The organism is Xenorhabdus griffiniae, from assembly GCF_015163655.1.
Classification (GTDB): domain Bacteria; phylum Pseudomonadota; class Gammaproteobacteria; order Enterobacterales; family Enterobacteriaceae; genus Xenorhabdus; species Xenorhabdus griffiniae.
The window spans coordinates 60160-82686 of the sequence record NZ_JADEUF010000001.1 but is presented as its reverse complement, the minus strand read 5'-3'; the positions used below and the strand labels follow the sequence as shown (position 1 = coordinate 82686).

The following is a 22527-nucleotide window of genomic DNA, read 5'->3' as shown; positions in this document are numbered from 1 at the left end:
TTATGCTTACGCTGACGGATGAACAAAAAGCAGTAGTAGAATGGAATGGTTCGAAATTAGTAGTAAATGCATTTGCGGGAACAGGGAAAACATGTACATTAGTAAATTATGCGTTAGCTAATCCTAAAGTTTCGATGCTCTATTTGGCTTTTAATCGTTCCGTAAGAGAAGAAGCAGAACGTAAATTTCCTTTTAATGTTGACTGTAAAACATCACACCAATTAGCCTGGTCAACCCAAGGTCGTCATTACAAGCATAGACTGGTTAATCAACTACGTATTACAGACATTGCGCGGGCTTTAAATACTCGACATTGGTCATTAATCCATAGGGTTCAAAGTACGTTAAATCGTTTTCTATCTAGTGCTGATGGAAAAATAAAGTTAATTCATTGCCCAGATGAAGAAGTAATAGAGGGCATTGACCCAATTAAAATAATTCAAAGATCAGAGCATATTTGGAATTTGATGAAAAATTTGAATGACTCCTTTCCGATTACACATGATACTTATTTGAAACTTTATCAATTATCTCAACCTGATTTATCTCGCAACTATCAAACAATTTTGTTTGATGAAGCCCAAGATGCTAACCCTGTCATTCATGCGATTGTTTTGAATCAGCATACAAATGTAATTTTAGTTGGCGATAAACATCAACAAATTTACCGTTTTCGGGGAGCAGATAATGCCTTGGATGTGCCACAACTAGCTGATGCTGATCGTTTATGGCTAACAAATAGCTTTCGTTTTGGTTCACATGTTGCTGAGATAGCGAATTCGTTACTTGCCTTTGATGGTGAAACTCACCAAGTTATTGGGTTAGGGGAAGAAGATGAAGTTTTGTTACCACAACAATTTGATGTACCTCATAAAGCAGTATTGAGCCGAACGGTGGCAGGTGTAATTGATACAGCACTAGGAGCAGCAAGAGAAAAAAAATCAGTATATTGGGTTGGAGGGATTGAAGCTTATCGAACTGAAGAGTTAGAAGATTTGTATTGGTTCTCGGTAGATATGCCACAAAAAGTACAACAGCCTCGTTTAATGCGGGACTACAAAAATTATGATGAATATTGCCGAATAGCCAGGGCCACACAAGATGTTGAAATGATGCAATCTATCAATCTGTTAGAACGATATTTTCCGTTACCCCAAAATTTAGAAATAATGCGCAAATTTGCGATAACTAATGAAAGTAACGCGAATATAACGGTTTCAACGGCGCATAGAGCTAAGGGATTAGAATGGGAATTTGTTGAGTTAAATAATGATTTCCCTGATTTATTTGATCCTAAATTAACAGAACTGTCTAGAAGAGATGAAATAAATTTGCTTTATGTTGCTGCAACTCGTGCTCGTAAAAAGCTTATGATTAACGACATTATTCAAAGCGTACTTGAGAACGGAAATAATTTAACAAAAGAAAATTTAGTTGATCAGAGTGTATCTAATGTTTTACTGAAATCATCAGAAGACTTATGCGAAGATGTTTAAAAATCGAATAGTAGTTTCGGTGTTTCGGGGGGAAACAAATCTAAAAGCGAGATATCCGTTACATCAGATGGTTATTTTTTTTACCTAAAAAATCATGGAAAGTGTGTTTAATGTTTTACTGAAATTACCGGAAGATTTATATGAAGATATTTAAAAAGTGGTTAAATAGTAGTTTCGATGTTTCGGGGGGAAACAAATCTAAAAGCGAGATACCCGTTGCACCAGATGGTTATTTTCTGCCTAAAAAATCATGTGACTTGTTTAATACTACATTACGTAAGAATTGCTTACAGCAACTTTGGGAAAATGCTTCTCTATCAAAAGCACAATATCAAGAATTTTTTTTATTCCCATTGTCTTCAGCCGCAGAACGAATTCAGAACTTGCCAGCGTTTAATCGGGGAATTTTTGCTCTGGAAGGAGGGCTGCTTGACCTTACATTACTTACCATGGTCTATTCAGTCAGACTATCAAAAAAAAAGTTATTGCCAACCGGAGCATTACCGGAAGAACAATCTAGTCAAAGCAGCGCTTGGAACGCGGTAGTCTTTTATGCATCAATGTTTCATTGGTTACCGTTGATGGGACAATTTGATGGAGAGTATATAGATCAAACGTGCTGGATGCCTGGAGTAGTGACACCAAATAAAGCCTACCGATTTAGATCCAAGCCTAATAGTTCAAATTTAGAGGAATTGCGTTCTGTCTCAGGTGCATTAATGAGCTATACACTGTTACCAGAAAAAGTTATTTACTGGTTGAGTGAAACTCCTGTGGCACTACAAGCTTTAATGCACTGTATGGTAGGAAAATGGGAAGGTGGAAGAGATGTTAGTAATTTGATAGATGAAGCTGTAAATAAGTTGCCAAATATAAATGATGTTATAGGAAAAAATATTAATAATTCTGTTTTAGAACCAACTGAAAATATTAGCATTATACCTCCAACCCAATCTGCAATATACACACAGAGTGATGCAAACAAAATTCAAGAAGAAACGCAGAGTTTAGATATAGTGTCACTAAAAAGTGCATTTAATGAAACTACGTCCCAAAAAGAGGAACTATCAGAAACTGCTTTTGTAGTGAACACAAAAGAAGCTATTAGTGATGATTTAAAAACAGCAATGTCGCTTTTAGACATAAAAGAAGAAGAAGTAGCACAAAAAGAGCAAGACAACTGTGTTGATAGTTCATCATTAAATAGTTTGAAAAATCAACATGTTGAGCATGAATTGCCCAATGGTGAAAGTAAAATTAGAAATAATTCACTTGCTGAAAATAAATCAGTTGAAATTATAGAAGAAAATGTGTTTCTTAAAGGGAGAGAGGAAAAGGACACAGAGGAAGCACACATAAGGATGGATGGACAAGAACAAGGAAAAAATGAACCATTGAAGGTCAAATTTTGGCAATGGCTTAAACAAGGGTTGCAGGCTGAAAAAATTGAGTACAACACTGCTAGCGCAAAAGTACATTGCGTTGCAGGGTTTGTATTTTTACAAACTCCAGCAATCTTTTTTCTTTTTTTGCGCCAACACCCAGAACTAGAAATCGATCATAAGCAATTATTATCTGCATTCGAGTCATTGAATGTGCATAGAGTCGAAAAGAAGGGAAACAGAAGAAAACGCCATTACACATGCAAAATATATCCAGTTCCTGTTACAGAGGAAGCATGTAAAAATAATAAATTTTTACGTGCTAGCGGATATTTAGTGAAAATGAGTTTGATTTTTTCTGAATTCACCCCAGACAGTCTCTTCGTCGATTTTTCCTCAGAATGATACTAAGAAAATTATTATGGAAGTATTCCTTATGAAAAAACAAATGTCTTTAAAGCAAGAAAAAGATGATCCTATTTGGTATGAACTATTGGATGAGTATTTTTACTCAAAGGTTCTGCGCCCAGATACAGAAAAAACGTATCGTAAGGTGGTTAGACTATTTCTTAAATATTTAAGGGGAATAGAAAATATACAAATAAACCCAGAAGAAGTAACTCATAAACATGTTTTGCGTTGGCGTAGGCATGAGTTAAATATTAGAGGTGTGGCAGAAAGAACTTGGAATACAAAAGCTAGACATATGCAAGTGCTATATAGCTTTTGGATAAAAAAAGGTTTGTTAGCTGAAACAAGTAAAGATAACCCGTTTTTTGATAGCCAGGTTGAACCAGGGATAAAAAGGAAGAAAGTTTTTACAGAAGCACAGCTTCGTACTATGTATCGTGTTTTTGAAAGGTTTACGCAACTAGAGAAGGAATTATCAGCACAGCAAGCTACTTATCGCTGTTGTGCATTATACCCGACACGATTTTGGATTGTTGTAATGGAAACATTTCGATTAACGGGTATACGTTTAAACCAATTAGTTCATATTCGGATCAAAGATATTGATTTTGAAGAAAATGCCATTTTCTTACGGAGCGAAAGTAGTAAAAACCATTGTGAGCACCAAGTAGCTTTATTAAGCCCACTGAAACCACTATTGCAAAATTTGTTAAATGAAATGGTATTAAGAGGAGCTACTCCTAATGACATATTTTTCAATGTACATCGGTTATCAGATAGAGAAGTAGATAGAGAAAAGATAATTGATAGCCAACCTGTGAAATCATTTTTTCGGCGTTTTTCTACGGAATGTGGTTTTCCAGTTAGCCCACACCGTTTTCGTCATACGTTAGCAACCACATTAATGCGTAGCCCTGACCGTAATATGCACTTGACAAAGAATGTGTTGGGGCATAGAAGCTTGTCTTCTACGATGGAATATATAGGCCAAGATATTCATAACACTCTTCACATGTTAGAGAATGAGCTATCTACCTACCTAGGCATGGGGTTAGGTGGGGAACATAAACGTTTGACTGTGATGAGATAGGCAGAAAAATTAAAAAAAATTTACATAGAGTTGACGAATAGTCCAACTCTATGTATAAAAATAGACGAGAAGAAGAATACATGATGCAACATGCATTCCTCTTTTAGGTTTACATTCAACCATGCGTTCAACTACCAACTAAGCATGATTGAAATCCAGTTTCCAGAAGTTTTACTGTTCGTTGAGTTTCTCACTTTCAACGCCCAGGTTAGGGAATTTGGTGCCCGGAGGCGGAATCGAACCACCGACACGGGGATTTTCAATCCCCTGCTCTACCGACTGAGCTATCCGGGCTAACGGGGCGCATTAAACCGTATTCAGCCCAATCCGTCAAACACTTTCTACATAAATTTATTTATATGCTTTTAATTCACACAATAAGCTATAAATCTAAACAAAATGGAGAAACAATCGCCTCTCCATTTGTTATTTTCCTACTATCCGCTCATTGATTATCAACTATCTGCGATAGCTTTTCTGTGCATTGTTCACTTTCATCAAATAGCGACGTGATTCAGCAGAAGGGTGTTTATTGGTCAGGGTTGAATAAACTTCACCAGGTTCCATTGAGTTGATGATTTGAATCGCTTTCTTTTTATCATTGGCGAATACGCGTAATACACTGCCAGCACCGCCATTGTAAGCGGTAATAACGGAATATCGGCGTGAGGTCGCGTTTTTGATTTCCCCTAAATAGGTATTTTGCAATATCGACAAATAGGCAGTGCCGGCATCGATGTTGTTCTCAGGATCGAAGAGATAATTGCGGCTAGGCTGGCCTGATTTTCCTTGCATCTTGAAAACATCTCGTCCGGCAGTGTGTTGCATTACCTGCATAAGCCCCAAGGCATCAGAACGGCTGACGGCATAAGGGTTAAAACTGGATTCAGTCTGCATGATGGCAAGGATGAGAGATTCATCAACGCCATATTTTATGGATGCTTTGCGAACGATAGGAAGGTATTTATGGGCACGTTTGTCTAAATGGTTAGGCACCAACTGTATGGTAACTGACCAAATGATGTGTAACCCCGATTGACGTTTTTGCAATTTATTTTGGATCAGATAATTGGCAAAATGACGTGCGCGCCACTCCCAGCGAATGGGTTCACCAGTGTTATCTAAGACCTGTCCATATAGAAAGGGTTCTTTGCTGATCTGAATATCGTTGGCGTCGGAATAAAGATCGATAGTTCCAGGATCATCTCCCATCAGCAAAGTTGTAACGATCGCTTTGCGTAAATGTTCAGCGGGTTCAATGGGGGAAATGGTTTCAATCGTAATGTTTCCCGTCTCAAAATTAATATGGCTGCGGGTCTTATAGTGATCTGTATATTTAACGTAATCTTTTGGGCCTGCGATTAAAACTTCCTGCAAACCCCAAATATTTTCAATATCGTGGGCAAATTGTCCCATCAAAATATCGAATCCATTGGTGTCTTTTATATATTCTTCGTTGTATTCAACGTCTTTTTTGCTAGAACAGGAAATTAAAAGTGGAGCAAGGAGGATCAGGGCCAGCAGTCTTTTCATTTTACAATGCCGTTGGATATTAATACTGTTGGATATTTAGGTTTCAATCAATGTTTAGAGCCATACAAAATGGCTCTTATTTTGTCAATCTATACTAATCGAATAGTAATATTATTGTTCCGGAGGTGTATAACCGTCGATTTTAATATCATGTCCTTCAAACAGGAATTTCACCATCTCTTGTTCAAGCAGTTTGCGATCTTCTGGATTCATGGTATTGAGTTTTTTTTCATTAATCAGCATGGTTTGTTTATTCATCCACTGTTGCCATGCTTCTTTTGAAATCTCATTGAAAATACGCTTGCCCAATTCCCCTGGATAGAGCTGAAAATCTTGGCCTTCCGCTTCTCGTTGTAAAAAAGTGCAAAAAATAGTTCTGCTCATAATTAATCCTCAAAATAGTAGGCAACTTAACCCAATTGTTGCAAAAGGTACTCAACGGGTGCTGCCAATCCAATGGTTGCTGGCTGACGTAAGTTATACCAAAGTCCCTTACTTTCATCCATGCAAGAATCAAAAGTTAAAATATCGATTTTAATAGGAACGATATCTAAATGAAAATGACTGAATGTGTGGCGAAATGCTGTCAGTTGTTCAAGTTTGCTGTGCGAGATACCTGAGTTTTTTAGCCATTGTTCCAGTGATACTTGATCAGCAAATTGGGGGAAAGCAAACAAACCACCCCAAATACCAGAAAGTGGGCGCTGCTCCAGCCAAACCATATCGCCGTGTTGCATTAATAAAAAGTAGGCTGTTTTTTCAGGAATGCTTTGTTTCGGTTTTTTCCCCGGATAGTTTGCCCAACTGTGATTGGCGTAAGCGATACAACCCGTATTAAGTGGACAAATTTCACATTTTGGTTTGCTGCGGGTACAGACTATCGCACCCAAATCCATCATCGCCTGATTGAAATATTCGACACCTTGCTTGGGAGTTACGCGCGTGCTGATATCCCATAATTGGCTTTCAACTTCTTTTTTCCCCGGCCAACCATCAACAGCGTAGCAGCGGGCCAAAACACGTTTTACGTTACCATCAAGGATCGGAAAATGCTTGCCTTGGGACAATGAGAGAATGGCTCCGGCAGTTGAACGCCCTACACCAGGCAGTGCAACAACATCGTCAAAGGTGGTCGGAAATTTGCCATTGTGCAATGTCACAATCTGTTGTGCGGCTTTATGTAAATTGCGGGCACGGGCGTAATATCCCAGCCCAGTCCACAAATGGAGAACTTCGTCCAGAGGGGCAGCAGCCAAAGAAGCAACATTGGGAAAACGTGAAATAAATTTTTGGAAATAGGGAATGACCGTCGCAACTTGGGTTTGTTGCAGCATCACCTCTGAAAGCCAGACGTGATAGGATGTTTTTTCTAACTGCCACGGCAAAGTTTTGCGGCCGTAGCGGTGATACCACTCAAGTACCACTTGTGAAAATTGCTCAGCTTCCATCATTAGAATAATTGTCTTTATATTTGGTAATTGTTTCGTGAGCGGGATTGCAACATAGTGTAACCTTGGTGTAAACCCGAACTTTGTTTCGAAGCAGTACGCAAACTGTAAACATACTTATCCCACCGTCTATGAAAGCCCACTAATCACATTAAAATCAAGTGAATCACGCCATTGTATTCTCTCGCAGTTCAGTATTAGCTTTCTAAATCTATGCAATTTATTGCATAGTTTTCTGTATAGAAACCGCCTATAAATTTTTTTACACAATATTGGTAGAGAAGCTGGCAGACTTAGTAATAGGCTGACAGGGGGATGCAATGTATGAAAAAGAAAATTTTTTTGTTAGATACACTCCCGGGAGAGTTATTTGATAAAGAAATAAATGGCTATCTCTCTCCTGATATTGAATTAGTTATTAACATTCCTGTCAGAAAGGATTTATTGTGCAATTTAGTTGGAAAAAAACTGACTACACCGTTACAGGTGATTGGCCAAGCAGGGGTTGGACTGAATCATATCGATATCCAGGCAGCAGAATCACTTAAAATAGAAGTGATTAACACTCCGGGTTCAAATGCGACAGCCGTCGCTGAATTCACCTTATTGCAAATGCTGGCACTATTACATCGAACAGACTGGCATCAACGACAAATGCGCGGAGGTAGCTGGACGAAAACAATGCGACCGCCTTCACGCTCATTGAATGATATCAGCATAGGACTGGTTGGCAGTGGCGCCATTTCCCAAGCGCTATTACATTTGTTAAAACCCTTTACCTCTCAGGTGACAATCCTGGGCAGCCCACGATTCACTGATGAAAATGCAGAGGCTTTAGGTGTTCGTCGGGCCAGTAATATCAAAGCGTTGGTTACTAGTAATGATATGATTTCGTTACATCTTCCTCTTACTACTGAAACCCATTATCTAATTAACAGTGCCATCCTTCCTCATTTTAGAAAAGGTGCCTACTTACTTAATACTGCGCGTGGCGGTTTGATCGATGAAAAGGCTCTCGCGTTATTCATGCAACAAAACCCCGGTTGGCTCTCCGGTGTGGCTCTGGATACTTTCGAAAATGAAGGAGAACAATTCTCTACGCCAATTCAGGCTTTTGATGAGGCCCTGTTGACACCCCATATCGCGGGGTCGACTTCCTCAGCTATATTAAATGCAGCATTAAAGGTTCAGCAGGCCATTCTGTCCAAGTTGGCGATTAAAAAGGCATGAAATGACAAGTTGCGTCGCATTAAGCCTTGGTCGGATATCTTTTCACTCCCAGAAACTGTCATTACTCTTTTCTCAATAACTCCTGATACAATAGTTGCACCGCTTCATAGCGTTGGAACGGTTAGCGTATCCATCTGATTTTGATTGTGGAAGTGCTGGATCACAGGTCGAAAAAATACCAACAGAATAATAATATTGGTGAAGCTTCTTAGTTCAAAGTAAGTTGTATAGGAGTTTGTGTAGAATTAAAAATATTAAAAATATTTAATATCAATAAGTTAAGTAAGTAATTCTATATCTTACGCAAACATAGCATTAAAGTTGTGCTTATGGACACTGAACTTGATAAACTCAGCCATCTTTGCATAATTGCGCTCTCTTTGGGCGCTCCTGCGGTATATAAAGTCCCGGACGCCTGAAAAAATGTCTTTAAAACTGACAAAAAGTACCATGATAAATAACGTAATTTCACCGGAATATAATGAAAATGGCAGGGCGTTGCGCCGTGTCCGCAGTTTTGTGCGTCGGCAGGGGCGGTTAACGAGTCGCCAGCAGCAAGCGCTTGATAATGTGTGGCCAGAGATGGGCGTGGACTATCAGGCAGAATTGTCCAATATGGAAGAGATCTTTGGCCGTAAAGCCCCTGTTGTGCTGGAAATCGGTTTTGGTATGGGCGCATCATTGGTCACAATGGCAAGCGAAAATCCAGATAAAAACTTTTGGGGAATCGAAGTTCATGCGCCGGGAGTTGGAGCGTGTTTGGCATCCGCAGAAGATGAAAATCTCAGTAATCTGCGAGTGATGTGCCATGATGCTATCGAAGTATTGAACAACATGATCCCAGATCAGAGCCTGGCAATGGTTCAGCTTTTCTTCCCTGATCCGTGGCATAAAGCTCGTCATAACAAGCGTAGAATTGTGCAGCCTGAATTCGCTCAATTAGTTAAAAGTAAGCTAGAAATCGGTGGTGTTTTCCATATGGCGACTGACTGGCAGCCATATGCAGAGCATATGCTGGAGGTGATGAGCGCAGCAGAAGGGTATCACAACTTATCGGAAAACGGTGATTATGTGCCACGTCCTGAGTCGCGCCCGGTCACAAAATTTGAGACGCGTGGTCAGCGGTTAGGTCATGGCGTATGGGATCTAATGTTTGAGAGGGTAAAATAATGGCTAAAAACCGTAGTCGTCGTCTGCGTAAAAAATTGCGTATTGATGAGTTTCAGGAATTGGGTTTTTCAATAAAGTGGAATTTTCCGGCTGATACCTCCGTTGAGGTTGTTGATAGCACGGTTGATGCCTTGATTGAAGAACTGATCGAGCCAAATGGCCTTGCTCTGGATGCCAGCGGTTATTTGCAATGGGAAGGTATTGTCTGTCTGCAAAAAATCGGCAAATGTACGGAAGAACATCGCCAGTTAGTTGAGAATTGGCTGAAAGATCGCGGTATGGAAGACGTTATCACATCAGAACTGTTTGATGTGTGGTGGGATTGATTCGCTGTTGCATTAAGAAAAAGCGTATTACGTAAAAATAGCGCTGTATGCAGGGGCTCTTTAGGGGCCCCTGTTTGTCTGGAGAAAACGTGGTGAAGGTAAGGTTCTCTAATTCGTTGTTGGCAGATATCTTAGAAGAAGTGCGCCCTTTGATTGGTCAAGGAAGAGTCGCGGATTATATTCCTGCTCTGGCAGAAGTTCCGGCAGACAATTTGGCAATGGCCATTTGTACGGTCGATGGGCAAATTTTTAAAGCGGGAGATGCAGAAAAACGCTTCTCCATCCAATCCATTTCTAAAGTGTTGAGCTTAACATTAGCAATGACACGTTATAAGGAAGAGGATATCTGGCAACGGGTGGGTACGGAACCTTCGGGGCAGCCGTTTAACTCATTGGTACAGTTGGAATTGGAAAAGGGTATTCCCCGTAACCCTTTTATTAATGCCGGAGCCTTGATTATTTGCGATATGCTGCAATCTCGCTTAAGTGCCCCTAAGCATAGAATGCTGGAGTTTGTCCGTAGCCTCACCGGGCAAAAAAGGATTTGCTATGACGATATCGTTGCCCGTTCAGAGATGGAGCATTCCAACCGCAATGCCGCGATAGCTTACCTGATGAAATCATTCGGTAATTTTGAGAACGATGTTATTACCGTTTTGCAAACATATTTCCAATACTGTGCCTTAAAGATGAATTGTGTTGAATTGGCTCAATGTTTTATTTATTTAGCCAACCAAGGGCGAATGATGGGTTCTGGCCAACAAATTTTAAGCCTTCGACAAACTCGCCAGATTAATGCGCTTATGTTGACATGTGGCATGTACGATGGCTCTGGCGAATTTGCTTTCAGGATCGGTATGCCAGGGAAATCGGGTGTGGGTGGCGGCATTATCTGTGTGGTGCCGGGAGAATTTACGGTTGCAGTATGGTCGCCTGAGCTGGATAAATCCGGTAACTCATTGGCAGGTTGTGCAGCACTGGAAAAATTAGCCGGGCGTATTGGACGCTCTATCTTTTAACCTGTCAGTGTCTTAACTTTAAAAATCAGGAGAAGGTATGTTACGCAGGATCACGATTGCTGCAATATTGATATTTGTGTCTCAAGCCATTGTTACTCAGGCACAGGCGAATTCTGAATGTCATGCGACGTTTAATGATGACATTATTGTCACGCCAAATTCTGTCCAGATCACAGGGGCAAGTGGAAACTTAAAGATATTGCCTGATGGTTCCATAACCAGAGACGGTCAGGTGTTATCGCTGGATACAGAACAACGTAGCAAAGCCCAACAATATCAACAGACGATCCGTCAGGATTTACCTTGGGTTAAGAAAGAAGCGCTAAGTCATTTGGCGAATGCACGACAGTCACTGGATAAAGTAGTGGTCGAAACAATGGGTAAGGAAAGTAATATCCGTAACCGTCTATCTCAATTGGAATCTGGCCTCAGTAAACAAGTTGATAAAGTGATTGAAACCCGTGCTAATGGCTTTGCTTTTAATGCTCAGGCAGTCAAGCAGGTAGAACCTGAAGGCAAAAAACTGATTGAACAGAGTCTTGGTGGTATCTTGCAAGATAGCATTAATGAAATGAGCCGGAAAAATAGCGAGCAAAATGGTGATGGCAAACAGATGCTAATGTCTCTTCTTGGCGGGTTAGGCGGTATGCAAAATGGTTTTGATACAGAATGGAAAAAGCAGGAACAAGAATTAAAACGCTTAAAAGTGGAAGTATGTAGTAAAGCCAGCCAATTAGAACAACAGCGCATTAGTCTTATGAATACCATTAAATGAAACAGGTTTTCACCCTACAGGAAAATAAGAATCAATATGAAATTGATTCTTATTTTGTTGACATGTTAATGTTGCCACCTAGAATGCAAGTCACCTTTATATTAATAGACTTAATTTAGGTGTCACTAATGAAAAAAATCCTGCCAATTGTTATTGCATCACTGCTTTCTGCTACCAGTTACTCTGCATTTAGCCAATCACCAGAATTAATTATGCCAAATTCAGTAACAGCCCAGTCTGGTGATTATGTCACGGTAAAACATCTTTCCGGTGAAACTCAGGTTAAAAAGAATCCAAAACGGGTGGTTTTGTTCGATTTCGGAACGTACGATTCGCTGGTAAAACTGGGATTGTCTGATCGAGTGATTGCATTACCCATCAATAACTTACCTGAATATGTGCGTAATGGTGTGCCTGCAACTATGCACAATGCCGGCGGAATGAAAGAGCCGAATCTGGAAAAATTAGCGGAAATCAAACCTGATCTGATTGTTATTACTGGTCGTCAAGGTGCTTTCTATGATCGCCTGTCACAAATAGCACCAACCATTAATTTAAGCACGGACAATGAAAATTATCTGTCATCCGTTGATAGTAATCTTAAATTGTTGGGTGAGTTATTTAATAAGCAGGATATCGTGAAAACGCAATTTGCTGATTTGGAAAAAACGCTTGCAGCCGCTCAGGTAAGAGCGCAAGCAGAGAACAGCAAAGTATTGGTATTACTGCATAATGCAGGGGAATTATATCCCAATAATCAGGCTATTGTTTACAACGTGATTAAAGCACCTCGTGCTATCTTGCCGGCTAAATCGGATAAAGACAAAAGCAGGAGCGTGACGGCGGATATGATTGCACAAGCGAATCCTGATGTGATTTTTATTATCGACCGTAGTGAAGCAATTGGTGCCGGTAAGTTAGAAAAAGCTCAGTTTGAAAATGATCAAGTCAAATCAACTAATGCCTATAAAAACGGCAAGATAGTGTATTTACAGCCTGATCTTTGGTACTTGTCTGGTGGCGGTTTGGATAGCATGACGCGACAAATCAATGCCGTTGCTGATGCTTTGTAATTTCGCAAATTAAAATCCTTTTTCTCTGAATTTACCCTGAAATCTCATTCTTCAGATTTCAGGGTAAACTCGACTCACTTATTATTCCTAAACTGATATTGTTCCTAAATTGAAACAATCAAGCTAAATCATGACTTGGCCTTGCGACACAGAAAATCTACGTTAGGATATTTCAAAAGGCATCCAATGGGGGATATAAACATGATTATTAGTTCAACTGAATTTAAGAATAATGATTTCTTGAAAAAAGAGCATGAATTTAATCAATTTGATGGCAATGGTGATAACCGTTCCCCCGAACTTTTCTGGGCGGACGCACCAGCCGGAACCCAAAGTTTTGCGATAACTGTCTATGATCCTGATGCACCAACGGGTAGTGGCTTCTGGCATTGGGTCGCTTTCAATATTCCCGTTGAAACACAATCCTTACCTGCAAATGCAGGGCAAAGTGATGGTAGCCAATTACCAATCGGTACAACTCAGAGCAGAAATGATTATGGTCTGTCTGGTTTCGGTGGTTGTTGCCCACCTGTGGGGGATAAAGCCCATCGCTATATTTTCACCGTACATGCTTTATCGGTAGAGAAACTACCGGGAGTTGATGCTGAAACAACAAATGCCGTTGCGCGTTTTATGATCCAGGCCAATACCCTGGCAACAGCATCTATTACCGGCTACTACCAGCGTTAACTGATTAATTATTCTTCCGTTTCCAGTAAGGGGTATCAATATGAGCAGCAAAAAAATTCAATGGAACTATGGATTACAGCCGGAAGCGGTAGAGATCCTTTCTAATAATGGAGGCATGATCGTCTGCCCAACCAAAGTTGGCTACATTATTATGACATCCGATGCGCAAGGTCTGGAGCGTAAATTTGAGGCTAAACAGCGTAATCGTAACAAACCCGGTGTTGTATTATGTGGTTCTTTGGAACAGTTGAAAGAGCTGGCCCAACTTAACGCGGAAATTGAAGAACTTTATCAAAGACATTGGGATGAAGACGTCCTGTTAGGTTGTATCTTGCCGTGGAAAGAAGAAGCGATAGCCCGTATCCCAGATGATGGTTCTAAAGAACTGATGATGGATCAGCGTGGTACGAGCTGTTTCGTGATTAAATTTGGCAAGCCTGGCGAAATTCTGGCAAAAGAATTGTGGGAAAAATATGGCAAGTTCTCTTTTGCCAGCTCAGCTAATCCATCAGGTAAGGGAAATCGCGGTTTGGTTGAATGTATCGGTGAGAGGATAGAAGAGCGGGCCGATCTGATTATTTGCGCCAATGACTATGTTAAATCTATTCAGCCAAATGAAACTGAGCAAACTCGTTATGAACAAGGTGTTATGGTTTCAATGGTCGATGAAAATGGTCAATTAGTTCCACTGCAACAAGGGCAACGTGATATTACCCCGTGTCCGGTATTAATCCGCAAGGGATTGGATGTACATAAAATCATGGCGATGATGTCCGATATTTTCACTACCTGGGATTACCGCCACGGCAATTACTATTGATTAATATCTTTGGCGGGTGCTGTTGTGCCCGCATTGATATCTGTCGTTACGTGTTTTTTCCTCTCTCCAAATCTTGCCTTAGCTTACGTTGTAAAGAGTTTGCAAACTGTTGCACACGCGAAGATAGCGTATCCTCTGATTTAAACAGTATCCATGCCTGATAAATATCCATGTCCCATTCTGGGAGAAGCCGTACTAATTTCCCTTCTGCCACGGCTTCATGGGTAACATAGTCGGGTAGATAGGCAATGCCAGCCGCAGCCAGAGAGGAATTCATTAGCGCCACACTGTTATTGATGCGAAATCGGCTACGTACTTCAATATCCAGCTTATTTCTTTCCTTACGGAATGGCAGGGAAATAGTATGTGCAGGGCCACGAAATAACAGGTAATCGTAACGAGGAAGATCTTCGGGTTTCTCTATTGGCGAAAATTGGTTGATATAGTCTGGGGTTGCATAAAGTCCCCAAGTGATATCAATTAAAGGCATGACAAGTGGATATTGTGGCGTCTCACGCCCTATGATGATGGCAATATCACATTGATCTTCTTCCATATTAATGGTTCTGTCGGTCAGTTCCAGATCAACGCTGATATGAATATTCCCGGCGACAAAGTGATTCAGGGCGGGGACAATACATTGGCTGCCAAAAGATACTGGAGCAATCAAGCGTAAACTTCCCATCGGTTGTTCATGGAAATTACGTATAAAATGTTCAGCGTTTTGGGCTTCGGTAAGGAGCCGCTGGCAGTATTGGTAATAACTCATCCCAACTTCTGTGACTTGAATTTTACGTGTAGTGCGGTTGAGTAATTGAGTACCTAATCTTACTTCTAATTGTGCAATCTCGCGGCTGACGGAAGACTTGGATAGCCTTAATGATTTTGCTGCTTCGGTAAAACTCAGTGTCTCTACCACACGGGCAAAGATCACCATAGAGGTAAGATTTTCAATATTATTCATGCAATAACCTGATGATTTACGCGTGGGAACTGTCCTATAACATATCACATATCCTGTAGTGATAGGTCAGATTCAATGGGCAAGAATTTCCCATTTTGTGAACAACTGTCCCATACTGGAAACAGTGAACCATACGATGGTATTTCCCTACGTTAAGGCATCGTAATCTTGTTAGGATGACAATCTATTAAGTCTGTTTTTATCTTTCAGAGGGCAATGTGAGATGAGCCAAACTATTACACAAAAAATTCTTGCACGGGCAAGTGGGCGTGCACAAGTCACTCCGGGTGAAGTGGTTTGGGCGAAAGTGGATATTCTGATGTCTCACGATCCCTGCACACCGGGTGTAGCCAGTGTATTTAAAAAGGAGTTCGGGCAAGATGCGAAGATATGGGATCCTGAACGCTTTATTTTAATTCCAGACCATTTTGTCTATTCAGCCGATCCACAGGCTAACCAAAATATTCGGGTCATGCGTGAATTTGCCGCTGAGCAGAACATAAAATATTTTTATGATGTCGGGACGCCTAATTATAAGGGTGTGTGCCATATAGGACTCGCAGAAGGGGGGCATATTCGCCCTGGCGAGGTATTACTGGGTACAGATTCTCATACTGTGACCGCGGGTGCTTTTGGGGCATTTGCCATTGGGTTAGGTATTACTGACGCCGCTTATGCGTTAGGTACGGGAGAAATTCCTCTTAAGGTGCCAACAACCATTCGGGTTAATTTTACCGGAACCAAGCCAACCCATGTTTTGGCTAAGGACATGATTTTATCCGTATTGTCAGAGTTGACGGTTGATGGTGCGACCTATCAGGCCATCGAGTTTGGTGGTAACGTCATTGATGAGTTATCGGTAGAAGAACGCATGACGATTTGCAATATGGTCGTTGAGTGCGGCGCTAAAAACGGCATTATGGTTCCCAATCAAGCGACGTTGGATTATTTGGCAGAACGCAATAATCTCCCGTTTGAAATTGTCTACCCTGACGAAGATGCACAATATAGCCGCGTGTTAAATATAGATGTTTCCACGATGCAGCCAAAGATTGCCAAACCCCATTCGCCAGATAATGTCGTTTCCATTGACCAGGTAGCCAATGTCGCCATTTCTCAGGCATATATTGGTTCTTGTACGGGAGGCAAGCTGGAGGATTTTGTTGCGGCAGCGCGCGTTATTAAAGGGCATAAGGTAACTATTCCGACTTATGCAGTGCCTGCAACAAAAGAAGTTTTCCATAGGACGATTACCACCCAAATCGATGGCGTTTCTGTCTACCAAATTTTAAGCGATGCAGGCGTAAAACTTTCTTCTGAATCAGGGTGTGCAGCTTGTTGTGGTGGTCCGCCAGACACGTTTGGCCGTGTCAATGATCCAATATCAGTGATATCCACCACCAATCGTAATTTTGTCGGCAGAATGGGGCATAAACGTGCCAACATTTATCTGGCTTCCCCTTATTCTGTTGCTGCGGCAGCGATTACTGGTCAAATAACAAATCCTGAGGAGTTTTTATGAGTGAGTTAAAGGAAAATATCATTCGGGGTGAGGTTTATGTCTTGACCGATAATATTGATACTGACCAAATCCTCTCAGCCGAGTATCTCAAGGTCAACCCTTCCACTTCTGAAGGGTATGCCCAACTGGCTTCGCTGGCGATGTGTGGACTGCCGGAAGGTTCGCTGCCTTTTATTGATGAAAGTAAAGGAAAAGCGAAATATCCGATCATTGTGGCAGGGCAGAATTTTGGTTGCGGATCTTCGCGTGAACATGCGGTTGCCGCATTAGGTGCTTCAGGTGTGAAAGCGGTTCTTGCTCAATCTTATGCCCGTATATTCTTCCGAAATTGTGTATCAACCGGAGAGTTATTGCCTGTTGCAGCCCAGGAGCGCTTGTGTGAAAAATTAGTCACAGGTGACAGTATTGAGATTGATATTGAAAACCAGACCGTTACTTTGCTGAAAGAAGGTGAAAAATATCAAATCGATCCTATTGGTGAACTTGCTAATATTGTCTATGCCGGAGGGCTATTTTCTTACGCTCGTGCGTCAGGAAGAATTAAATAGTATGAAAAAACTGCACCCTGAATTTTAAGGTGCAGTTTTTTTCCTAAAGAAACAGCTCCAGTAAGGAATTCAGGAACAGTTTTCCGTGCTTAGTGATTTGCCAGTGAGTATCGCTTTCAGTGATATAGCCTTTCGACAAGGCTTCGTCGATTTGTGGGCGAATGACACTTTCTGGTAACCCAGTGAAATCACTGAAATCCTGACGTGGCATTGATTCCAGCAGGCGGAAACGGTTCATAAAAAATTCAAATGGACGATCTGCATTATCCACCTGATTTTGTTGATCCAGATAACGCCCCTGCATATAACCGCGTGGATGTTTGGTTTTCACGGTACGGAGAATACGGCCATCCGCAAACGAAATCTTGCCATGTGCACCACAACCAATCCCCAAATAATCACCGAAACGCCAGTAATTGAGATTATGCTGGCATTGATAACCTGGCTTGGCATAGGCCGAAGTTTCATATTGTTGATAACCCGCTTCTGTCAGTAATTGATGGCCTTGGGAAAAAATATCCCATAGTGCATCATCATCCGGTAAAACCGGAGGGCGGGAGCCAAAACTGGTATTGGGTTCAATCGTCAGTTGATACCAGGATAGATGAGGGGGAGATAACTCGATAGCCTGACGCAAATCATTCAGTGCTTCCTTGAGCGTCTGGTTGGGTAAGCCATGCATCAAATCCAGATTAAAACTGCGTAATCCAAGCCCGTTAGCTAATTTTGCCGCTCGTTTCGCCTCTTCTGGACCGTGAATACGTCCCAAACGGATAAGTTTATCTGACCCGAAACTTTGTACGCCGATGGAGATGCGGTTAATCCCCGCCTGCTGATAAGCACTGAAACGATCGGCTTCAACGGTTCCCGGATTGGCTTCCATGGTAATTTCTGCTTGCGGCGAGAGTGGCAGTGCAGCCCTGACGCCATCAAGCAATCGTTGCATACCTTCAGCGCTTAACAGGCTTGGCGTGCCTCCACCGATAAAAATCGTTGATACTTCACGATCACCAATCATTGGAAGATCTACATGCAAATCCGCCAATAGATGATCAACATATTCCTGATGCGGCACATCCCCTTTTAAAGCATGTGAATTAAAGTCACAGTAAGGACATTTTTGTACGCACCACGGAATATGGATATAAAGACTCAGAGGAGGCAACTTAAGCATTACGCATGGCTTCCAACAACATTGCTAATGCTTTCCCACGGTGTGAAACGGTATTTTTCTGCTCACGAGTTAGCTCGGCAGCTGTACAGTTAAATTCAGGGGCATAAAAAATAGGATCATAACCAAAACCGCCTTTTCCAGCCGGTTCACGGGTAATCATGCCTGACCAGCGACCATGAAATACCAGAGGGGTAGGATCTTCTGCGTGGCGTAAGAAGACCAGCACACAATTGAATTGAGCCTGACGTTGTTCATCAGGAACATCGTGCATGGCTTGCAATAATTTTTCCAGGTTCTCCTGATCGGAAGCCTCACAGCCTGCGTAGCGAGCGGAATAAATGCCTGGCGCGCCACCTAATGCGTCAACAGACAACCCTGAATCGTCAGCAATTGCAGGTAACCCCGTTACTGCTGCGGCATGGCGGGCTTTGATGATGGCGTTTTCAATAAAAGTAAGCCCTGTTTCATCGGCTGGCTCCACACCTAATTCGGTTTGGGCCACGATATCTAAGCCAAAATCAGCCAATTCACGTACTTTACCTGCATTTCCCGTGGCGAGAACAACTTTTTGCATTGCCATTTATTTAATTAACCTGTATGTCCAATTAATTTACGTATCTTATTGATCTGTCTATCTCATTAGCCTGCAAACATGGCAGCCAACCACCCCATTACATCGTAGCGCAGGGCATTTAGTGCGTAGAGAATAAGAATGACAATCATGGCAGAGAAATCAAGACCACCCATCGAAGGGATAATGCGGCGGATAGGTGCCATGAGTGGTTCAGTTAATTGAATCAGGACATAATCTACAGGGTTGCGTCCCTGGCTGATCCAGCTTAATAACGCGCGAGCGATCACTAACCAGAATATGAGCTTTCCGGCAGCGGTCAGTAATTCAATCAAGCCAAACAAGAATATGGCGCCAGAAGGAACGAGAAATTGCCCTGTGGCTAACCATATAGGCAACAAGATCTTGATAAGAATCAGCAGATAGGAGAAAAGCACAGACGCGGTATCAATGGGACCAATGGCAGGAATGAATCTGCGTAATGGGCGCACCACAGGTTGGGTAATTTTAACAATAAATTGTGAGAATGGATTGTAAAAATCGCAACGTGCCCACTGCATCCAGACACGCAGCAGTAAAACGGCAATATATAAATCCAGAACGGTGAAAAAGACGAAATTTAAGAATTGCATGTAGCAGCCCTGATTGAATTAAACCAATTGAATTAAAATAATTTTTCCATTTCCTGTGCTCGGCGGATGGCTCCTTGCATGGCATTGGACACCATTTCAGGCAGCTTGCCTTCATAAAAAATGCGCAATGCTTCAGCCGTTGTACCGCCTTTAGATGTTACCTGCTCTCGCAGGATAGCAAAAGGAAGATCTTTTTGCGTTTCAGCAAGTTTAGCTGAACCTATGGCTGCTTGCAGAACAAGTTCTCTGGCTGTTTCACTGTCAAATCCCAGACGTTCCGCTTCTTGTTGCATCGATTCCATGAACAGGAAGAAATAAGCAGGAGCACTGCCTGCGATGGCGATAATATCGTTGATACCGTTTTCATCATTTACCCAGCAGACTTTCCCGACACTGCGCATTAGCGATGCTGCAAAGTCGCGATCAGCTTGCCCGACATGCTCAGGTGCGAACAATCCACTCATCCCTTGTCCTACAAGCGAAGGGGTATTTGGCATGATACGGATAATATTAAGATTCTCCTGCAAAAACGTATAAAAACGGGACACTGGAATACCAGCAGCAATAGAAATAACCAGTTTTCCATTGAAATCGACGTATGAATGCAGTGCACCACAAACTTCGTCCATCATTTGCGGTTTAACCGCCAGGACGATGACATCGGCTTCTTGTGCGTAACGAATATTATCGCCTTGACTATTAATGCCATATTCTTTTGCCAGTACATCACGGCGGGTGGTTGTTGGAGAACAGACAGTGATGAGTCCGGCAGGATAATCTTTTCTGACTAACCCGGCAATCATGGCATGAGCCATATTGCCTGCGCCAATAAAGGTGATTTTACGATTTTCCATTAGATAATCTCGTCTATTAATCAGTTAATTTCAGGTATGTTAAGTGTACTGACGGGCACCGAATATTGCCGTTCCAATCCTAACCAGTGTAGAACCACAAGTAATAGCGGCTTCCATATCATCCGTCATGCCCATTGATAGTGTATCAACTTGGGGATATTGCGCTTTTAGATCAATCAAGGCTTTTTCCATTTGGCGAAAAATGGCTATTTGGCGTTCAAAGTTGCTTTCCGGTGCCGGTATTGCCATCAAACCGCGCAATACCAAATTAGGTAACCCATCAATAGTTGCAGCTAATTCGGTTAATTCTTCCAGTAAAATGCCTGACTTGCTCTCTTCTCTACTAATATTAACCTGGATCAGGATATTAAGAGGTGGCCTATTTTCAGGACGTTGTTCGTTTAAACGTTGAGCAATTTTTGCCCTGTCAACGGTATGACACCAATCAAAATTTTCTGCAACCAGACGGCTTTTGTTAGATTGTAATGGGCCAATAAAGTGCCACACTAAGTCGTCATGGTTATTAAAGTATTGGATCTTTTCAACTCCTTCCTGCACGTAATTCTCACCAAATTCCCGCTGACCATTGGCGATGGCTTCTGCGATGGCATCCACAGGTTTGGTTTTACTGACTGCAAGCAAGGTAATTTCTTCTGGAGAACGTCCGCATTTTTGCGCTGCAAGTGTCATGCGGTTCCTGACATCGTGAAGATTTTGTTCGATATTGTTCATAGTTGACTCAGGAGATAAAAAAATGAATATGGAAAAATGGGTGTCCCTTAGTGTAAAGCATAATGCTTCCGATCTGCACCTTTGTGTCGGGCAAGTGCCGGTTTTGCGTATCAATGGTGTGTTATACCCACAGAGACAATGTGAGGAAATTCAACCTAATACTCTTATAACGTGGAGTGAAGAAATATTATCGGATACGCAGAAACAGCAATTACATCAGCACGGTCATGTCGATTTTGTGGTGACTATGCCAGATAAACGGCGACTCAGGGGAAATCTATTCTATCAACAATCTCATTTATCATTGGTATTGCGACTGATTGAGAATAAGTGCCCGACATTGGAACAACTTTATGCGCCTGACATCATCCAGCACCTTACCTTGCAGGAGATGAGTGGATTGATATTAGTGACAGGTGCGACGGGAAACGGTAAATCCACGACGCTGTCAGCTATGATTAATGCGTTGAATAGCCATGTTTGTAAGCACATCATCACACTGGAAGATCCCATAGAATTTGTTCACCAAAGCCGGAATTGTTTGATACAGCAAAGGCAGATTGGTAAGGATGCCACGGATTATCAAACCGCACTGAAAGGAGCATTACGCCAAGATCCTGATGTGATCCTGCTAGGAGAATTACGGGATAAGGAGACGATCAGGTTGGCTCTGACTGCGGCTGAAACGGGGCATTTGGTGTTGTCGACGCTGCATACCCGTGGCGCCATTCAGGCGATAGATCGCCTGGTTGATGTTTTTTCCGCAGAAGAAAAAGGGTGGATTTGTAGTCAGTTGGCTGGAAGTTTAAAGGCCGTTATTTCTCAGCAACTGCTTCCTGCTAAAGGGGGAGGCAGGGTGGCTATTTACGAAGTTTTGGTCATCAATCAGGCGGTTAGTCATTTGATAAGGGAAGGCAAAAATCATCAAATAACATCATTAATGCAGACAGGCGCTGCTTGTGGTATGCAGACTTACGCGCAAAGCCGACAACAACGTAAGTCGTTGGGGTTGCTGGAATAAACCGCTTGCGGTAACAGCCATGCCTAATGATGAGTATGGCTATTAC

Annotated in this window: 23 protein-coding genes and 1 tRNA gene; 14 read left to right on the top strand and 10 right to left on the bottom strand. The window is 41.9% G+C overall.

Features of this window, described 5'->3' with window-relative positions; all coding sequences use genetic code 11:
• The first annotated feature begins 2 nt into the window (after window positions 1-2).
• From IQ211_RS00415 to IQ211_RS00405, 3 genes are all read left to right on the top strand, one after another.
• Window positions 3-1496, top strand: a complete 1494-nt coding sequence (locus tag IQ211_RS00415; protein WP_189758009.1) for a UvrD-helicase domain-containing protein — start codon at window positions 3-5, stop codon at window positions 1494-1496.
• Window positions 1497-1636: 140 nt separating this feature from the next.
• Window positions 1637-3283 carry a TraI domain-containing protein gene (locus IQ211_RS00410; RefSeq protein ID WP_189758010.1) on the top strand — a complete coding sequence of 549 codons (1647 nt, stop codon included), beginning with the start codon at window positions 1637-1639 and terminating at the stop codon, window positions 3281-3283.
• 31 nt (window positions 3284-3314) lie between these two features.
• Complete coding sequence (locus IQ211_RS00405) at window positions 3315-4379, top strand: tyrosine-type recombinase/integrase (RefSeq protein WP_189758011.1); 1065 nt, start codon at window positions 3315-3317, stop codon at window positions 4377-4379.
• A 218-nt stretch (window positions 4380-4597) separates the two neighbouring features.
• Here IQ211_RS00405 and IQ211_RS00400 read toward each other — a convergent pair.
• From IQ211_RS00400 to mutY, 4 genes are all read right to left on the bottom strand, one after another.
• Window positions 4598-4673 (bottom strand) — tRNA-Phe (locus IQ211_RS00400).
• Between the two features lie 165 nt (window positions 4674-4838).
• On the bottom strand, window positions 4839-5912 hold the full coding sequence (gene mltC / locus IQ211_RS00395; RefSeq protein ID WP_189758012.1) for a membrane-bound lytic murein transglycosylase MltC: 1074 nt from the start codon (window positions 5910-5912) through the stop codon (window positions 4839-4841).
• Window positions 5913-6023: 111 nt separating this feature from the next.
• A complete protein-coding gene (locus tag IQ211_RS00390) occupies window positions 6024-6296 on the bottom strand; it encodes an oxidative damage protection protein (protein ID WP_189758013.1) in 273 nt (90 codons plus the stop codon).
• Window positions 6297-6322: 26 nt separating this feature from the next.
• Complete coding sequence (gene mutY / locus IQ211_RS00385; RefSeq protein WP_189758014.1) at window positions 6323-7363, bottom strand: A/G-specific adenine glycosylase; 1041 nt, start codon at window positions 7361-7363, stop codon at window positions 6323-6325.
• Between the two features lie 321 nt (window positions 7364-7684).
• Here mutY and IQ211_RS00380 point away from each other — a divergent pair, with 321 nt between their 5' ends.
• The 8 genes from IQ211_RS00380 (at window position 7685) to IQ211_RS00345 (ending at window position 14463) form a co-directional block, all read left to right on the top strand.
• A complete protein-coding gene (locus IQ211_RS00380) occupies window positions 7685-8590 on the top strand; it encodes an NAD(P)-dependent oxidoreductase (protein ID WP_189758015.1) in 906 nt (301 codons plus the stop codon).
• 450 nt (window positions 8591-9040) lie between these two features.
• On the top strand, window positions 9041-9760 hold the full coding sequence (gene trmB, locus IQ211_RS00375; protein WP_189758075.1) for a tRNA (guanosine(46)-N7)-methyltransferase TrmB: 720 nt from the start codon (window positions 9041-9043) through the stop codon (window positions 9758-9760).
• Window positions 9760-10086 (top strand): YggL family protein, encoded by a 327-nt coding sequence (locus tag IQ211_RS00370; protein ID WP_189758016.1) that lies wholly within the window; start codon window positions 9760-9762, stop codon window positions 10084-10086. Before trmB ends, IQ211_RS00370 begins: the two co-directional genes overlap by 1 nt.
• A 92-nt stretch (window positions 10087-10178) precedes the next feature.
• Complete coding sequence (gene glsB, locus IQ211_RS00365) at window positions 10179-11105, top strand: glutaminase B (RefSeq protein WP_399477611.1); 927 nt, start codon at window positions 10179-10181, stop codon at window positions 11103-11105.
• A 37-nt stretch (window positions 11106-11142) separates the two neighbouring features.
• Window positions 11143-11880, top strand: a complete 738-nt coding sequence (locus IQ211_RS00360) for a DUF2884 family protein (RefSeq protein WP_189758018.1) — start codon at window positions 11143-11145, stop codon at window positions 11878-11880.
• Between the two features lie 128 nt (window positions 11881-12008).
• The gene (locus IQ211_RS00355) at window positions 12009-12953 is read left to right on the top strand and encodes a siderophore ABC transporter substrate-binding protein (RefSeq protein WP_189758019.1); all 945 of its coding nucleotides are present in this window, start codon (window positions 12009-12011) and stop codon (window positions 12951-12953) included.
• 201 nt (window positions 12954-13154) lie between these two features.
• Window positions 13155-13643 carry a YbhB/YbcL family Raf kinase inhibitor-like protein gene (locus IQ211_RS00350; RefSeq protein ID WP_189758020.1) on the top strand — a complete coding sequence of 163 codons (489 nt, stop codon included), beginning with the start codon at window positions 13155-13157 and terminating at the stop codon, window positions 13641-13643.
• 40 nt (window positions 13644-13683) lie between these two features.
• The gene (locus IQ211_RS00345; protein WP_189758021.1) at window positions 13684-14463 is read left to right on the top strand and encodes an L-threonylcarbamoyladenylate synthase; all 780 of its coding nucleotides are present in this window, start codon (window positions 13684-13686) and stop codon (window positions 14461-14463) included.
• Window positions 14464-14509: 46 nt separating this feature from the next.
• Here the strand turns inward: IQ211_RS00345 and IQ211_RS00340 are convergent, their stop codons facing one another.
• Window positions 14510-15427 carry a LysR family transcriptional regulator gene (locus IQ211_RS00340; RefSeq protein ID WP_189758022.1) on the bottom strand — a complete coding sequence of 306 codons (918 nt, stop codon included), beginning with the start codon at window positions 15425-15427 and terminating at the stop codon, window positions 14510-14512.
• A gap of 223 nt (window positions 15428-15650) precedes the next feature.
• Here IQ211_RS00340 and IQ211_RS00335 point away from each other — a divergent pair, with 223 nt between their 5' ends.
• Complete coding sequence (locus IQ211_RS00335; protein ID WP_189758023.1) at window positions 15651-16949, top strand: 3-isopropylmalate dehydratase large subunit; 1299 nt, start codon at window positions 15651-15653, stop codon at window positions 16947-16949.
• Window positions 16946-17497: a LeuD/DmdB family oxidoreductase small subunit gene (locus IQ211_RS00330; RefSeq protein WP_189758024.1), complete on the top strand. Its 552-nt coding sequence runs from the start codon at window positions 16946-16948 to the stop codon at window positions 17495-17497. The genes IQ211_RS00335 and IQ211_RS00330 overlap by 4 nt, the downstream gene beginning before the upstream one ends.
• 43 nt (window positions 17498-17540) lie before the next feature.
• On the opposite strand, the gene hemW is transcribed toward IQ211_RS00330, so the two are convergent.
• The 5 genes from hemW to IQ211_RS00305 all read right to left on the bottom strand — a co-directional run bounded on the left by hemW (window position 17541) and on the right by IQ211_RS00305 (window position 21460).
• Window positions 17541-18671 (bottom strand): radical SAM family heme chaperone HemW, encoded by a 1131-nt coding sequence (gene hemW / locus IQ211_RS00325; RefSeq protein ID WP_189758025.1) that lies wholly within the window; start codon window positions 18669-18671, stop codon window positions 17541-17543.
• Window positions 18664-19245: an RdgB/HAM1 family non-canonical purine NTP pyrophosphatase gene (gene rdgB, locus IQ211_RS00320; RefSeq protein WP_189758076.1), complete on the bottom strand. Its 582-nt coding sequence runs from the start codon at window positions 19243-19245 to the stop codon at window positions 18664-18666. The genes hemW and rdgB overlap by 8 nt, the downstream gene beginning before the upstream one ends.
• Before the next feature lie 65 nt (window positions 19246-19310).
• Complete coding sequence (locus IQ211_RS00315) at window positions 19311-19874, bottom strand: YggT family protein (protein ID WP_189758026.1); 564 nt, start codon at window positions 19872-19874, stop codon at window positions 19311-19313.
• A 32-nt stretch (window positions 19875-19906) separates the two neighbouring features.
• Window positions 19907-20728 carry a pyrroline-5-carboxylate reductase gene (gene proC, locus IQ211_RS00310; RefSeq protein WP_189758027.1) on the bottom strand — a complete coding sequence of 274 codons (822 nt, stop codon included), beginning with the start codon at window positions 20726-20728 and terminating at the stop codon, window positions 19907-19909.
• Window positions 20729-20767: 39 nt separating this feature from the next.
• Window positions 20768-21460 (bottom strand): YggS family pyridoxal phosphate-dependent enzyme, encoded by a 693-nt coding sequence (locus IQ211_RS00305; RefSeq protein ID WP_189758028.1) that lies wholly within the window; start codon window positions 21458-21460, stop codon window positions 20768-20770.
• 22 nt (window positions 21461-21482) lie between these two features.
• Between IQ211_RS00305 and IQ211_RS00300 the strand changes: the two genes are divergently transcribed.
• Window positions 21483-22481 (top strand): type IV pilus twitching motility protein PilT, encoded by a 999-nt coding sequence (locus IQ211_RS00300; protein WP_189758029.1) that lies wholly within the window; start codon window positions 21483-21485, stop codon window positions 22479-22481.
• Window positions 22482-22527 lie beyond the last annotated feature (46 nt).

What these genes read in the sequence shown, in the direction of transcription:
- IQ211_RS00415 (WP_189758009.1), top strand. Translation starts at nt 3, where the DNA reads ATGCTTACGCTGACGGATGAACAAAAAGCAGTAGTAGAATGGAATGGT.
- IQ211_RS00410 (WP_189758010.1), top strand. Translation starts at nt 1,637, where the DNA reads ATGAAGATATTTAAAAAGTGGTTAAATAGTAGTTTCGATGTTTCGGGG.
- IQ211_RS00405 (WP_189758011.1), top strand. Translation starts at nt 3,315, where the DNA reads ATGAAAAAACAAATGTCTTTAAAGCAAGAAAAAGATGATCCTATTTGG.
- mltC (WP_189758012.1), bottom strand. Translation starts at nt 5,912, where the DNA reads ATGAAAAGACTGCTGGCCCTGATCCTCCTTGCTCCACTTTTAATTTCC.
- IQ211_RS00390 (WP_189758013.1), bottom strand. Translation starts at nt 6,296, where the DNA reads ATGAGCAGAACTATTTTTTGCACTTTTTTACAACGAGAAGCGGAAGGC.
- mutY (WP_189758014.1), bottom strand. Translation starts at nt 7,363, where the DNA reads ATGATGGAAGCTGAGCAATTTTCACAAGTGGTACTTGAGTGGTATCAC.
- IQ211_RS00380 (WP_189758015.1), top strand. Translation starts at nt 7,685, where the DNA reads ATGAAAAAGAAAATTTTTTTGTTAGATACACTCCCGGGAGAGTTATTT.
- trmB (WP_189758075.1), top strand. Translation starts at nt 9,041, where the DNA reads ATGATAAATAACGTAATTTCACCGGAATATAATGAAAATGGCAGGGCG.
- IQ211_RS00370 (WP_189758016.1), top strand. Translation starts at nt 9,760, where the DNA reads ATGGCTAAAAACCGTAGTCGTCGTCTGCGTAAAAAATTGCGTATTGAT.
- IQ211_RS00360 (WP_189758018.1), top strand. Translation starts at nt 11,143, where the DNA reads ATGTTACGCAGGATCACGATTGCTGCAATATTGATATTTGTGTCTCAA.
- IQ211_RS00355 (WP_189758019.1), top strand. Translation starts at nt 12,009, where the DNA reads ATGAAAAAAATCCTGCCAATTGTTATTGCATCACTGCTTTCTGCTACC.
- IQ211_RS00350 (WP_189758020.1), top strand. Translation starts at nt 13,155, where the DNA reads ATGATTATTAGTTCAACTGAATTTAAGAATAATGATTTCTTGAAAAAA.
- IQ211_RS00345 (WP_189758021.1), top strand. Translation starts at nt 13,684, where the DNA reads ATGAGCAGCAAAAAAATTCAATGGAACTATGGATTACAGCCGGAAGCG.
- IQ211_RS00340 (WP_189758022.1), bottom strand. Translation starts at nt 15,427, where the DNA reads ATGAATAATATTGAAAATCTTACCTCTATGGTGATCTTTGCCCGTGTG.
- IQ211_RS00335 (WP_189758023.1), top strand. Translation starts at nt 15,651, where the DNA reads ATGAGCCAAACTATTACACAAAAAATTCTTGCACGGGCAAGTGGGCGT.
- IQ211_RS00330 (WP_189758024.1), top strand. Translation starts at nt 16,946, where the DNA reads ATGAGTGAGTTAAAGGAAAATATCATTCGGGGTGAGGTTTATGTCTTG.
- hemW (WP_189758025.1), bottom strand. Translation starts at nt 18,671, where the DNA reads ATGCTTAAGTTGCCTCCTCTGAGTCTTTATATCCATATTCCGTGGTGC.
- rdgB (WP_189758076.1), bottom strand. Translation starts at nt 19,245, where the DNA reads ATGCAAAAAGTTGTTCTCGCCACGGGAAATGCAGGTAAAGTACGTGAA.
- IQ211_RS00315 (WP_189758026.1), bottom strand. Translation starts at nt 19,874, where the DNA reads ATGCAATTCTTAAATTTCGTCTTTTTCACCGTTCTGGATTTATATATT.
- proC (WP_189758027.1), bottom strand. Translation starts at nt 20,728, where the DNA reads ATGGAAAATCGTAAAATCACCTTTATTGGCGCAGGCAATATGGCTCAT.
- IQ211_RS00305 (WP_189758028.1), bottom strand. Translation starts at nt 21,460, where the DNA reads ATGAACAATATCGAACAAAATCTTCACGATGTCAGGAACCGCATGACA.
- IQ211_RS00300 (WP_189758029.1), top strand. Translation starts at nt 21,483, where the DNA reads ATGAATATGGAAAAATGGGTGTCCCTTAGTGTAAAGCATAATGCTTCC.